The sequence below is a fragment of the Paraburkholderia sp. GAS348 genome, assembly GCF_050434205.1.
Classification (GTDB): Bacteria; Pseudomonadota; Gammaproteobacteria; order Burkholderiales; family Burkholderiaceae; genus Paraburkholderia.
Genome location: NZ_JBNPVT010000014.1, coordinates 142891 through 156258, shown reverse-complemented (window position 1 = coordinate 156258; position 13368 = coordinate 142891). Strand labels below are relative to the sequence as shown.

Annotated in this window: 12 protein-coding genes; 9 read left to right on the top strand and 3 right to left on the bottom strand. The window is 63.3% G+C overall.

Features of this window, described 5'->3' with window-relative positions; genetic code table 11:
• Window positions 1–508: 508 nt before the first annotated feature.
• The 7 genes from P3T22_RS22580 (at window position 509) to P3T22_RS22550 (ending at window position 7074) form a co-directional block, all read left to right on the top strand.
• Window positions 509–1603, top strand: coding sequence for an ABC transporter substrate-binding protein (locus P3T22_RS22580; RefSeq protein ID WP_063498857.1), 1095 nt, complete (start codon window positions 509–511; stop codon window positions 1601–1603).
• The gene (locus tag P3T22_RS22575; protein WP_429326197.1) at window positions 1600–2595 is read left to right on the top strand and encodes an ABC transporter permease; all 996 of its coding nucleotides are present in this window, start codon (window positions 1600–1602) and stop codon (window positions 2593–2595) included. Before P3T22_RS22580 ends, P3T22_RS22575 begins: the two co-directional genes overlap by 4 nt.
• On the top strand, window positions 2592–3482 hold the full coding sequence (locus P3T22_RS22570) for an ABC transporter permease (RefSeq protein WP_063498856.1): 891 nt from the start codon (window positions 2592–2594) through the stop codon (window positions 3480–3482). Before P3T22_RS22575 ends, P3T22_RS22570 begins: the two co-directional genes overlap by 4 nt.
• Before the next feature lie 49 nt (window positions 3483–3531).
• The gene (locus P3T22_RS22565) at window positions 3532–4620 is read left to right on the top strand and encodes an ABC transporter ATP-binding protein (RefSeq protein WP_063498855.1); all 1089 of its coding nucleotides are present in this window, start codon (window positions 3532–3534) and stop codon (window positions 4618–4620) included.
• A gap of 53 nt (window positions 4621–4673) precedes the next feature.
• Window positions 4674–5498, top strand: a complete 825-nt coding sequence (locus P3T22_RS22560) for a transporter substrate-binding domain-containing protein (RefSeq protein ID WP_063498854.1) — start codon at window positions 4674–4676, stop codon at window positions 5496–5498.
• 173 nt (window positions 5499–5671) lie between these two features.
• Window positions 5672–6415 carry an amino acid ABC transporter permease gene (locus P3T22_RS22555; RefSeq protein WP_429326181.1) on the top strand — a complete coding sequence of 248 codons (744 nt, stop codon included), beginning with the start codon at window positions 5672–5674 and terminating at the stop codon, window positions 6413–6415.
• A gap of 2 nt (window positions 6416–6417) precedes the next feature.
• Entirely contained in the window at window positions 6418–7074 is a 657-nt protein-coding gene (locus P3T22_RS22550) for an amino acid ABC transporter permease (RefSeq protein WP_063498852.1), read from the top strand.
• Between the two features lie 98 nt (window positions 7075–7172).
• Here the strand turns inward: P3T22_RS22550 and P3T22_RS22545 are convergent, their stop codons facing one another.
• The 3 genes from P3T22_RS22545 to P3T22_RS22535 are packed head-to-tail and all read right to left on the bottom strand — an operon-like array spanning window position 7173 to window position 11204.
• Window positions 7173–8453 carry a c-type cytochrome gene (locus P3T22_RS22545; RefSeq protein WP_429326180.1) on the bottom strand — a complete coding sequence of 427 codons (1281 nt, stop codon included), beginning with the start codon at window positions 8451–8453 and terminating at the stop codon, window positions 7173–7175.
• Window positions 8454–8503: 50 nt separating this feature from the next.
• A complete protein-coding gene (locus P3T22_RS22540; protein ID WP_429326179.1) occupies window positions 8504–10747 on the bottom strand; it encodes a molybdopterin cofactor-binding domain-containing protein in 2244 nt (747 codons plus the stop codon).
• Window position 10748: 1 nt separating this feature from the next.
• On the bottom strand, window positions 10749–11204 hold the full coding sequence (locus P3T22_RS22535; protein WP_063498849.1) for a (2Fe-2S)-binding protein: 456 nt from the start codon (window positions 11202–11204) through the stop codon (window positions 10749–10751).
• 445 nt (window positions 11205–11649) lie between these two features.
• Between P3T22_RS22535 and P3T22_RS22530 the strand changes: the two genes are divergently transcribed.
• Both P3T22_RS22530 and P3T22_RS22525 read left to right on the top strand, forming a co-directional pair.
• Window positions 11650–12048 carry a hypothetical protein gene (locus tag P3T22_RS22530; protein WP_429326178.1) on the top strand — a complete coding sequence of 133 codons (399 nt, stop codon included), beginning with the start codon at window positions 11650–11652 and terminating at the stop codon, window positions 12046–12048.
• A gap of 458 nt (window positions 12049–12506) precedes the next feature.
• Window positions 12507–13325, top strand: a complete 819-nt coding sequence (locus P3T22_RS22525) for an alpha/beta fold hydrolase (protein ID WP_429326177.1) — start codon at window positions 12507–12509, stop codon at window positions 13323–13325.
• Window positions 13326–13368: the final 43 nt, after the last annotated feature.

Below are 13368 nucleotides of genomic sequence, written 5' to 3'. Positions count from 1 at the left end.
CGTCACGCCCATTGAACCCACAGGATACGCGATCAGAAGTGCCCAGACGAGTTGCGCGCAGGCAAAAGCGCATGCAATTCACTCATGACCCAGCGGTCAATTCCAGCCTGAGCGCCAGCGCTTGCACCGACTCTGGGCGAATCCTGCCAACCACCGCACCAGAACCGAGCTTTCCTCATACCTCCCGCCAGCCCGCCCGCCTGAAAAAATCATGGACGTTAACCCCGATACGCCACTGGATTGGCGCTCCCACGGATCGCAGCAAAGCCGCCGCTAGTGTCGCACGACAGCCGGCCCATGAGATTCCATCATGCGCTCCATGCGCATATTTCGTTTGTTGGGGGATTTTGGCAAACCTAGAGTGCATCCATACGCAACGCATCCGGTCTCGCGAGAGGCCAGGTGCGACAGGCAGCGCAAATGGGCGATGCAGCGGCAGCGGCAGCGGCAGCGGCAGCGGTCAGAGCGAATATCACCAGGTAACAGGCGTTCAACACAGGAGACCGCCATGCAAGAGATCAAACGGGGTAGAAGGCAGGCCATCAAGGCGATCGGCGCGGCACTCGCGGCGTCCACCTTGCCGATGCCGTTCATCAACCTGCGAGCGCAGGAGCACAACTTCTCCGGCAAGACGCTGCGCCTCTTGACCTGGTCGGACGACACCGGCGCGGCTGCCTTGCGCAACATCGCCGCCACGTTCACGGCGAAGACCGGCGCGAAGGTCATCGCCGACCGCGCCGACGGCACCTCCGGCATGGTCGCCAAGGTCAAGGCCGCGGGCGATCGCCCCACGTACGACGTCATCACGCTGGCCGGCGTCGGCGCGTCGGGTCTCGGCGACGCGGGTCTCCTGATGAAGCCCGATCTCGACAAGCTGCCCAACCTGAAGGACGTCGCGCCGCAATACCGCACGGGCGCGAACGGCTTCGGCGTAGGTTATCTGCTGTGGTCGGATGGCTTGATCTACAACACGTCGACGGTCAAGACGGCGCCGTCTTCGTACGAAGCACTGTGGGACCCGAAGTACGCCGGACGCCTGTTCCTGCCGCCTCCCGAATGGGCCGAAGCGGTGGACCTCGCGATCATCGCCGCGAAAATGAACGGCGGCTCGCAACAGAACATCGAGCCGGGCTTCAGGAAGCTGATGCAGCTGAAAGACCACGTGATGACGCTCGGCGAGAACCCGAACCAGGTGGCTGATCTGTTCCGCACCGGCTCGCTCGATATCGGCGGCATTTATTCGCCGGCCTTTTTCCCGGACCAGATCCGCAAGCCCGAGTACAAAATGGGCGTGACCTACGGCATGAAGGAAGGCTTCGCCACGCAACTGATGTTCACGGTGATCCCGAAGTCGCATCCCGCCGACAGCGATCTGATCCACGCCTTCATCAACCATTCGCTCGACGCCGGCGTGCAAGGCCGCATGGCCGCCGACGTGCTGAACGGCCCGGTCAATTCGAAAGCAGTGATTCCCGCCGAAAGCCGCGCGTTCGTGCCGAGCCCGCAGCAGATCGCCGAGAAAGCGATCCTGCATGACGACAAGGCGCTCGCCGTCGTGCAGCCGGCATGGATCAAGCGCTACACCGAGATTTTCTCGGCATGACCGCGATGCTCGCGCGCTTCTCGCGGCGTGTTTCGTCTACGTCGGGTGCGGTATCGGACTCGGGGTCAGGTGATGCACCGGGCGCGGCTTCCGGTTCGCCCGGCGCTGCATCCGGCGCACCTGACGAGCAGGCGTCCACGGCGCTCGCGAAAGCGCGCCCTTGGCTTCTGCTCGCGCCGATCCTGCTATTTCTCGCCATACTCGGCGCGGCAGCGCTCGTCGTGCTGCGCATGAGCTTCGGCACCCAGGGCAACGAATGGCACGGCTTCACGCTGCAGAACTACGCCGATCTCCTCGATGGCTATTTCCTGAAGTCGTTGTGGCTCACGTTGAAGCTGGCGTTCCAAAGCATGATCTGCGCCGTGTTGCTGGCGATTCCCGTCGCGTTGGCGATGGCGCGCACCAAGTCGCGGCTCGCGCGGCGGCTGTTGCTGGCGGGCGTGCTGCTGCCCTTGCTCGTCAATCTGCTGCTGCAAGGTTATGGCTGGCTGATCATTCTCGGTCCGGCCGGCCTGCTCAATCATGCGCTGCTCGGCAGCGGCCTGGTCGAGCGCCCGGTGATGTGGCTGTATCGCGAACACGGCGTGTTGCTCGGGTTGATTCAGACGGCGTTTCCGCTGGCCGTGCTGCCGTTGTCGAGCGCGATGCGCGCGGTCTCGGGCTCGTATGAGGAAGCCGCGGCCACGCTCGGCGCGACGCGCTGGCAAACACTGCGTCACGTGTTGCTGCCGCTCGCCATGCCGGGTCTCGTGTCCGGCGCGTTGCTCGTGTTCGCCTACAACGCCAGCGCATTCGCGGTGCCCCTGCTGCTCGGCGGACGCCGTGTGCCGATGCTCGCCGTGCTGGTCCACGACCAGGTCGCGCCCTTGCTGAACTGGCCCGCCGCTTCCGCATCGGGCGTCGTATTGATGATCGCGACGCTCACCGTGATGGCGCTGTCGCAGCGTCTCGTGCGCCGTACGCAACGTCTTGCCGAGGAGCCTCACGCATGAGCACGCCGATCCAGACTCCGCGTCTGACGCCTTCACCGCGCCTTCCGCGTTTGCCGCGTTTGCCGACCACCATGCCCGGCCAGCTCGGCAAGGCCACCGCGCTGCTCGCCGCCGTCGTGCTGTTTCTTGCCGCGCTGCCGATCCTGACGATGATCACCATGTCGTTCAGCGCGGCCGACACGCTCGAATTCCCGCCGCACGCCTACGGCTTGCATTGGTACCGCGCGGCGTGGCACAGCTTCGTCTCGCCGGACGCGAGCGACTCGCTCTCCATGGGCGCCGCGCTCAGCACGAGCCTGATCGTCGCGCTCTCGACGATGGTCATCGCCACGCTCGTCTCGGTGCCCGCCGCCTACGCATTGAGCCGCTACCGTTTTCGTGGCAAACCCGCGGTCGAACAACTGGTGGCGTTGCCGCTCGTCTATCCACTGGTGATGCTCGGCCTGTCGCTGCTGCTGGTGTTCAACGTGCTGCCGGTCGAACTCGGCGTGTTCCGCCTGATCATCGCGCATGTGATTCTGGCGCTGCCGTTCACCGTGAAAAATTGCGCGGCGTCGGTGGCCTCGATCGGCCCGGAGTTCGAGGAAGCGGCCTGCGTGATGGGCGCGAGCCCGAGCCGCGCACTGATCGACGTGATCCTGCCGCTCATGCGCCCCGGCATTCTCGCCGGCATGCTGTTCGCGTTCATCGTCTCGTTCAACGAATTCACGGTGACGTTCTTCCTGTACGGCATCGACACGATGACGCTGCCGGTGTGGCTCTACAGCCGCACGGTGTCGTCGCTCGATCCGACCGTGTTCTGTTTCGCCGTCTTCATCGTCGCGATCGACTTCGCGCTGATCTGGCTGCTCGAAAAGCTGATCGGCGACGAAGGGGTGGCGCTTTGACCACACTTTCGATTCGCGCTGCGATGACGCCTTTTTGCTGGAGCATTCGATGACCCATCTGACCTTGCAGGCCGTGACCAAGCGCTTCAACGCGGCGTATGCCGTCGACAGCGTCGATCTGAGCGTGCCCGACGGCAAGCTGGTGTGCTTTCTCGGGCCGTCCGGCTGCGGCAAGACCACGCTCTTGCGGATGATCGCCGGGTTGGAGACGCCGAGTTCCGGCAGCATCAACTTTGCCGGCCGCGACATCACGCATCTGCCTGCCAATCAGCGCGACTTTGGCATGGTGTTTCAGTCGCTCGCGCTGTTTCCGCATATGACGGTCGCGCAAAACGTCGCGTATCCGCTCAAGCTGCGCAAGACCGCGAAAGACGCGCAAGCGCGCCGCGTCGCTGAATTGCTGGAGCTGATCCAGTTGCCGCATATGGCGAACCGGCCAGTCACGCAACTCTCCGGCGGGCAGCGGCAACGCGTGGCGATTGCCCGCGCAATCGCATCGCAACCGAAACTGCTGCTGCTCGACGAACCGCTCTCCGCGCTCGACGCCAAGCTGCGCGAAGCGATGCAGGTCGAAATCCGCCTGCTGCAACAGCGTCTCGGCATCACGACGATCATGGTGACGCACGACCAGCGCGAAGCGATGACGATGGCCGACGAGATCGTGGTGATGGAGAAAGGCCGGATTGCGCAGGTCGGCAAACCGCTCGATATTTATCGCGACCCGGTCAGCGAATTCGTCGCTGACTTCATCGGGCTCGGCAACATCCTGCCGGTCACCTATGACGGCGCGGGCGGCGTCAGTCTGCCGGGCGGAAGGCGCATTGCAGTTGCGCAACCGGCGCGCGTGCCGGAATCCAGCAGCGACATCCGTCTGCTGATCCGGCCGGAAGACGTGTGCGTCAAATCCGCATCCGACAATGCGTTGCAAAACCGTGCGGGGCAGAACCGGCTCGCGGGCACGGTGACTTTTATCCGCGACGTGGGGGCGTCGCTCGAAGCGACGATCGATTGCGCAGGTTTCACCCTGACTGCCGCGACCACGCCGCGCGAAACACCGGGGCTGACGCTCGGCATGCCGGTATTCGCGGAATTGCCACCGCACGCATGTAAGCTGATCGCCGCGCGCGCGGCGCATTGAAGCGCTCACCCTGAATCCCATTCCAACACCGAGTTTTCGACAGAGGACAGACCATGAACCAGCCCCAAGTTGCCCAATCGAACGCACGCCGCGTCTTCGCCACCCTCGCCGCGACGCTCGCCTTCACCGGCCTCGGCGCGCTGTGCGCCTTTTCGTCGGCCGCGCATGCCGACGCGCTCGACAACATCGCCAAGTCCGGCACGGTACGCATCGGCGTATTCGAGGACTACCCGCCGTTCGGCTCGATCGGCCCGGACATGAAGCCGATGGGCTACGACATCGACGTCGCCAACCTGATCGGCCATGCCCTCAACGCGAAAGTCGAACTCGTGCAGGTGACGGGCGACAACCGCATGGCCTACCTCGCCGACCACAAGGCTGACATGCTGCTTTCCGTGGGCCAGACGCCGGAGCGCGAAAAGGTGATCGACTTCTCGCAGCCCTACGCGCCCTACTACCTCGCCGTGTTCGGCCCGAAGACGCTGCCCGTGAAGAACGCCGCCGATCTCGCCGGCAAGTCGATTTCCGTCGCGCGCGGCACGCTGGAAGACCTGAGTGTCAGCAAGATCGCGCCGCCCAGCGCGACCATCAAGCGTTTCGACGATCCTAACGGCGCAATTTCGGCGTTTCTTTCTGGTCAGGTACAGTTGATGGTAGTCGGCAACGACGTCGGCGCAACCATTCTCGCGCGTCATCCGGCGAACGATCCGGAGCAGAAGTTCTCGCTGTTCAGCTCGCCGGACCACGTCGGTTTGAACAAGAACGAGCCGCGTCTGAAGCAGAAAGTCGACGAAACGATTGCCAAGGCCCGCAAGGACGGCACCATGAATGCGATTTCGCAGAAATGGCTGCGTGCGCCGCTGCCGGCCGACCTCTGAACCTTTTTTGCGCGGACTGGCCAAGCCGGTCCCCCAACAGGACTTCCTTCGGGGCGTCTCCCCCAAGGGGGATTCCTTCGAGGCGCCCCCTGAGGGGACTTCCTTCGAGGGCCCCCGAGGAGGATTCCTTCGGGGCGCGCGCTGGAGATTGACCTCACGATGAGTGCCACGCCATGACCTATGCGTTCGATTTCAGCGGCTTCGGCCTCTATGCGGGACTGCTCGCGCGCGGCGTCGCCGTCACGCTGGGGCTGACCGCCGTGTCCACCGTGCTCGGCGGCCTCGTCGGCATTGGCGGCGCGAGCATCGCGGTGGCCGGGCCGAAGTGGGCGCGCTGGGGAGTCGCAACTTACGTCGAGTTGATCCGCAATACGCCCTTCATCGTGCAGTTGTTCTTCATCTTCTTCGGCTTGCCGAGTCTCGGCATTCATATCGACGAAGTGCAGGCCGCGATTCTGGCGATGACCGTCAATCTCGGCGCCTACGCGATCGAAATCGTGCGCGCCGGGATCGATTCGATTTCGCGCGGCCAGGTGCAGGCGGCGCAAGCGCTCGGCCTGCATGGACGGCAAGTGTTTCGCTACGTCGTGCTGCCGCAGGCGATTGCCAACGTGTTTCCCGCGCTGTTGAGCCAGGTGCTGATCGTGATGCTCGGCTCGGCGGTGGTCTCGCAGATCTCGGTGCCCGATCTGACCTACGCGGCCAACTTCATCCAGTCGCGCAACTTCCGCTCGTTCGAGAGCTACCTGATCATCACCGCGACGTATCTCGTGTTGTCGATCGTGTTGCGGCAGCTCATGAACCGGCTCGGCCGCAACCTCTTCGCGGGCCGCGCGGCTCGCAGCGGCAGCGCGCCGCGTAACTGGCGCACCCGCCTGATGTGGCGCGCCGCCCGCACTCTGCCGACGGAGCGTTGATCATGGTCGAATTCACGCTGTGGGACATCGCCCGCAATCTGTTGTTCGCCGCCCGCTGGACGGTGTTGTTGTCGCTGATCGCGTTTTTCGGCGGCGGCATTGTCGGGCTGATCCTGCTCGCAATGCGCGTGTCGCCGTTGCCGTGGTTGCGGCGGATCGTGGTGGTGTATGTGGAAGTGTTTCAGGGCACGCCGCTGCTGATGCAGCTGTTTCTGGCGTTCTTCGGTCTGCCGTTGCTGGGCGTCGACGTCTCGCCCTGGGTCGCGGCAGCCGTCACGCTGACGCTTTATACCAGCGCTTATCTGGTCGATATCTGGCGCGGCTGCGTGGAAGCCGTGCCGCGTGGTCAATGGGCCGCCGGGGCGAGTCTGGGCATGACGTTCAGCCAGCAACTGCGCTACATCATCTGGCCGCAGGCGCTGAAGATCGCCGTAGCGCCGACGGTCGGCTTCCTCGTGCAGGTGGTGAAGAGCACGGCGCTCGCGTCGATCATCGGCTTCACGGAATTGACCAAGACCGGCACGATGATCACGAACGCCGCATTCCGCCCGTTTCCGATCTACGGCATGGTCGCGATGATTTACTTCGCGATGTGTTTCCCGTTGACGTGGTATGCGCGCGTGCTGGAGAAGCGGGCAAAGGTGGGACAGCACCGATAACGCTTTCTGCGGGTCCACAAAAAGCTTCTGCGGGTCCAGAAAAAAGCGGCAACCGTTTTGCATGGTTGCCGCTTTTTTTTGTTGCCAGCCCGATGGTTCTAGCGCGCCGCCTGGGTCGACTTCCGCAACTTCGCCACGTCAACCGCCGTGACCGCCGAGCCACCGTTATTCCACCCGGCTCGCACAAAGGTCAGCACATCGGCGATCTGCTGGTCGTTGAGCACCGGCGCGTACTTCGGCATTGGATACGGCGCGGGAATGCCGCCGATCACCAGATCCTCCGTGCCGTTCAGCGTCACGTTGATCAGCGAGGACGGATCCTTCTCCAGCACGTTCGGATTGCCGGCTAACGGCGCCAGCATCGGCGCAAAGCCGCGCCCATCGACGCCATGGCAGTGCATGCAATACGCCGTATAAACGCGCGCACCGGCATCGTTGGCAGGACGGGTCAACGACACTTTCGTCGCCTGCGGGTCATACGTATAAGGCGGCGCGCCACTGCCGGCCGCCGGCGGGATCGACTTCAGGTATGCGGACATCGCGGCGATGTCGGTGTCGTTCAAGCCCTGCGTGCTGTTGTTGATCACACTGGTCATCGAACCGAACGCCGATGCATGGCGATTGGCGCCGGTCTTCAGGAACGCCTGCAGATCCTGATTGTTCCAGCGCCCCAGGCCGGCGTTGTGCTCGCCCGTCAGGTTCGCCGCGAACCAGCCGTCCAGCAGGCCGCCAGTCAGGAACGCGCTGCCGCTTTCATCCAGCGCCTTCTCCTGGAACGCAATGCCGCGCGGCGTATGACACGACCCGCAATGCCCCAGACCCTGGATCAGATACGCACCACGATTCCACGCGACATCTTTGCCCGGCTTGTCCTGATAGACGCCCTTCTCCAGGAACACCATGTTCCAGAACTTCAACGGCCAGCGCATGTTCAACGGCCATTTGATGTCCGGCTCTCGGTTCGCCTGCTGTACCGGCACGACGCCGCTCATGAAGTACGCGTACAGCGCTTTCATGTCGTCGTCGTTGACCTTCGCATACGACGGATACGGCATCGCCGGATACAGGTTATGACCGTCTTTCGCGACGCCTTCGCGCATCGCTTTCGCAAAGTCCTCTTCCGTGTAATTGCCGATGCCGGTTTGCTGATCCGGCGTGATGTTGGTGGTGTAGATCTGGCCCATCGGCGTGGTCATCGGCAGGCCGCCCGCGAACGGTTTGCCCTTCGGCGCCGTATGGCAAGCGACGCAATCGCCAAGCTTCGCCAGATAGGCGCCGCGCTGCACCAGCGCCTGATCCGCTGCTTGCGCCGGGGTTTGCATCAGGAACGGCAATGCCACGCACAGCGCCACGCCGAAACCCTTGAGTGTGTCTTTCATGTTGGTCTCCTGTCGATGCAAAGCACTTACTCCGATCCCATGCAAAGCCGTCAAGCGGTTTGTAGTTGGCTACCGACTGGCAATTGCCGCAGCCGCTTGCCGGTGGCCGCGTAAATCGCGTTCGTCAGAGCGGGGGCGAGCGCCGCCGTGCCCGGCTCGCCGATGCCGCCAGGCGCCTCGCCGCTCTTCACGATATGCACCTCGATAGGCGGTGTTTGATCGATCCGCAGCATCCGGTAGTCGGTGAAGTTGTTCTGCTCCACGCGGCCGTTCCTGATCGTGATCTCACTGTAGAGCGCGGCCGTAATGCCAAAGATGATGCCGCCTTGCACCTGCGCTTCGATCGTGTTCGGATTCACCACCATCCCGCAATCGACCGCGCACACCACCCGCTTGACGGCCACCTCGCCCTGATCGACCGCCACGTCGACAACGATCGAGAAGAAGCTGCCGAACGCATGCATCACCGACACGCCACGCCCCTGGCCCTTCGGCACCGCACTGCCCCAGTTCGCCGCCTGCGCGGCGGTGTTGAGCACGTTCAGCGCGCGTGGCGTTTTGCCGAGCAGATCCTGGCGGTATTTGACCGGATCGACTTTCGCCTGCGCGGCGAGTTCGTCGATGAAGCTCTCGACCACGAAGGTGCCGCGCGTCGGCCCCACGCCGCGCCAGAATGCGGTGGGAACCGCATGCGGTTCCTGCCGCACATAATCGACCAACTGATTCGGCAGATCGTACGGCAGGTCGGAGGCGACTTCCACCGCATCGGGATCAAGGCCATTCTTGAACGCCGGCGGCGCGAAACGCGCCAGGATCGACGAGCCGACAATCCGATGCTGCCACGCGATCGGCTTGCCGTTCGCGTCGAGCCCGGCGGAGATCTTGTCGTAGTAGTACGGCCGGTACATGTCGTGCTGGATGTCTTCTTCGCGCGTCCACAATACCTTCACCGGCGTCGACACCTGTTTGCCGATCTTGACCGCCTGCGTGACCATGTCGAACTCGAGCCGCCGGCCGAAGCCGCCGCCGAGCAGATGGTTGTGCACGACGATCTTGTCCGCCGGCAAACCCGTGACGGCAACCGCCGCGTCCACCACCCGCGTCGGCACTTGCGAGCCGATCCAGATCTCGCAGCCGTCAGGCCGCACGTGCACCGTGCAGTTGATCGGTTCCATCGTGGCGTGCGCAAGGAACGGCTGCTGATACACCGCGTCGACGCGTGTCTGCGCGTTTGAAAACGCGTTGTTCACGTCACCGTCTTTACGCGCCACCGCACCATTGCGCTGCGAGGCATTGGCGAGATCGTCGACGATCTGCTTCATCCCGATCTGCGCGCCCGCGCCTTCGTTCCATTTGATATCCAGCGCCTGCAAACCGCGTTTGGCGGCCCACGTGTGATCGCCGATCACGGCGACCGCGTTATCAACTTTGACGACCTGGCGCACACCGGGGATTTTCTTCGCATTGGTATCGTCGACGCTGGCGAGCGTGCCGCCGAACACCGGGCAGTTCGCGATGGCCGCGTAGACCATGTCGGGCACGCGCACGTCCAGTCCGAACATGGCGGTGCCGTCCACTTTCTCCGGCGAATCGAGGCGTTTGACCGCGGTGCCGATCAGCTTGAAATCTTTCGGATCTTTCAACAGCACGTTCTGCGGCGCGGGCAGCTTCGCCGCGGCGTTCACCAACTGTCCGTAACCGATGCTGCGATTGCTCGCCGCATGAATCACCTGCCCGGCTTGCGCATGGCAGCTGGCCGGATCGACTTGCCATTGCTGCGCGGCGGCGCTGATCAGTACGGTGCGTGCGGCCGCGCCGGCACGGCGCATCGGCTCCCAGGCATAGCGGATCGACGTCGAACCGCCCGTGAGCTGGCCGCCGAGCAGCGGGTCCATGAAGAGCTTTTCGTTCGGTGGCGCGTGGTCGAGCGTGACCGAGTCGAGCGGCACTTCGAGCTCTTCGGCGATCAGCATCGGGATCGACGTGTAGACGCCTTGCCCCATTTCGACCTTCGGAATCACCAGCGTGACCTTGCCCGCCGTGTCGATCTGGATGAAGGCGTTCGGCGCGAACACACCATTCTGCGCTGCTTCATCCCCATCGCCGCCGATGACCGATTTGCCCGCCTTCTGATCCTGACTGGCGGCCGGCATGCTGAAGCCGAGCAGCAAGCCGCCGCCGCTTGCCGCGCCCACCGTGACGCCGAACTTCAGGAACGTGCGGCGTGTGATGCCGCCCTTGCCACCCTTCGGCGGCTGCGCGCCGCTTTGTGCATCGAGCAATCCCCGGGACATGTCAGGCTCCCTTCGCGGCTTGCTTGATCGCCGCGCGAATTCGGTTGTACGTCCCACAGCGGCAAATGTTGCCGGCCATGGCGGCGTCGATATCCGCGTCGGTCGGATTGGGGTTGCTCGCGATCAGCGATGCCGCCGACATCACCTGCCCCGACTGACAGTAGCCGCATTGCACGACGTCCAGCTGACGCCATGCCTGCTGCACCTTCTCCCCGGCCGGCGTGCTGCCGACCGCTTCGATGGTGGTGATTTTCTTGTCGCCGACAGCCGCCGCCGGCAGCACGCACGAGCGCACCGCGACGCCATCGAGATGCACGGTGCATGCGCCGCATTGAGCGATGCCGCAACCGAACTTGGTGCCGGTCAAGCCGACGAGGTCGCGTAAGACCCACAGCAGGGGCATGTCGGGCGGCGCATCGACAGTATGAGTCTGGCCGTTGATATTGAACGTTGTCATGGGCGGCTCCGAGTGGGGATTATTGTTTGTCAGGCGGCTGTCTAGGCAGAGACGTCGAACCAAAACGCACAGACTTGCCGTGTTTATTCGACAGGTCGTGCTAATGCGCGACGCGGTTGCAGTTCAATGCGTGCAGTAAATGATGCGCAGCGCGATTGCGCTGGAAAAGACCGGGGAATTGTAGCCGTGGATAAAGAAGTTCGCAGATAGCGCGGGCATGTCCGCAATGTGTCCACGCGGCGAAAAGGGCGCGGCTGCCGCCCGTGCTGGAAGTGAAACGGGATTAAAATCAATGCGTTACCATTGCCGCATTGGCTTGATCTGACGCGCTTCACATACGTGCCTCATTCTTATTGATGCGTCCTGATGCGATTTTGTTAGCATGGATCTGGCTTGACCCGATCGCCCGGCTTGATCCGGCATGACTATCCGAAGGAGCGGCAAGATGAACGACCAGCAATGCATTCAATTCCTCTCGGAAATTCGCAAACCGCTATTGGCGCTGCATAAGTCGATTCTCGATCACGAGCGCGCGTCGTACGAAAAGGAATACGGTCCCGTGACGCCGGCGGCCTTCCTGCAGGTGCTCATCAACGGTTCGGGGTTCCGCTGGCTCACGCCGCTCTCCACGGTGATCGCAAACGTCGACGAGATTCTCGACGACAAGGAAGCAGAGGCTGCCGATCGGCTCGCCGCTGCCGAAGCCGTCACCGGCCTCTTTTCTCCCGACCAGCCCGAAAACGCGTTCCTGCCGCGCTACTTGCCGCTCCTGCAAGCCGACCCGGCGATCCTCCATCACCACGGCCAGGTTTCGCAATTGCTGCGTGGCACTGAAGCGAAGTAGCCGGCGGCGCGTGACTTCGCCCGGGCTTCGTTGACGTTGGCTGGGCGCCGTCGCTGTGGTTGAACACGGCAGTACGGCGTCCAGTGATGGTTGAGACTTCGGCTCCCGGATTCGCTCACCTTTGCCACGCGCGCATTTCGATCGATCACGCGTCGCCACGTCGAATACAGAATCGACGCGTCCCCGACGATTACCAGGCTTTCCGAATCCAGCCAACACAACGACTCCTTATTTCAAGGTGATTCATACTCATTTCGTAACAGTGCGCTGTGTCTGCGCCGCTCGCCGGTCAATCCGGCGACGCCGTGAGCCACACTCTTTTGAATTTGCCTGGTTTTGCTGACTAAAACAAAGGTGAGATTTTGCGGGAGGCGTTCTGAGGATGCCACGAAAGGCCAGTCAGCGCGTTTTGACGCGCCCTGCTAAGGTAAGCAAACTTTCTCGCGACGCTCACCGCTATGCAAAACTGGCCGCTTCCCGAAAGCTATACATTCCGCGGTCAAAGCGTGCGCTTTCGCGTGACCGGCAACGGCCCGCCGCTGGTGCTGGTTCACGGCACACCGTTTTCTTCGTACGTGTGGCATCGCATCGCCCCGCATCTCGCGCAAGTTCGCACCGTGTATTACTACGATCTGCTTGGCTACGGCCAATCCGAGCAACGCGACGCTCAGGACGTCTCGCTCGGCGTGCAGAACGTGCTGCTGGCGGAATTGCTCGCGCATTGGCAACTGACGAATCCGGACGTCATCGCGCACGATTTCGGCGGCGCGACTTCCTTGCGCGCGCATCTCATTGACGGGTGCGACTACCGCAGCCTCACGCTGATCGATCCGGTCGCCGTCGCACCATGGGGATCGCCGTTCGTGCAGCACGTGCGCGAACACGGCGCGGCCTTCGCCGGGCTGCCGCCGTATATCCACGAAGCGGTGGTGAAGGCATACGTGCGTGGAGCCATCGCCCGCGACATTCCGGACGAGGAACTCGCGCCTTATGTGACGCCGTGGCTCGGGGCAACAGGACAAGCCGCGTTCTACCGCCAGATCGCCCAAATGGATCAGCGCTACACCGACGCGGTCGAAACACGCTACTCGCAGATGCGTTGCCCGACGCAAATCCTGTGGGGCGAAGACGACCAATGGATTCCGCTCGAACGCGGCCGGCAACTGGCGGCAGTCATACCCGAGGCGCACTTTCAGGCGGTGCCTAAGGCCGGTCATCTGCTGCAGGAAGATGCGCCCGAAGCGATCGTCGCGGCGGCGCTGCGGTGGTTCGATTGAAGGCGCGCAGCCGTTAGCGGATCTGCCCAGCACTGGAGCCGGA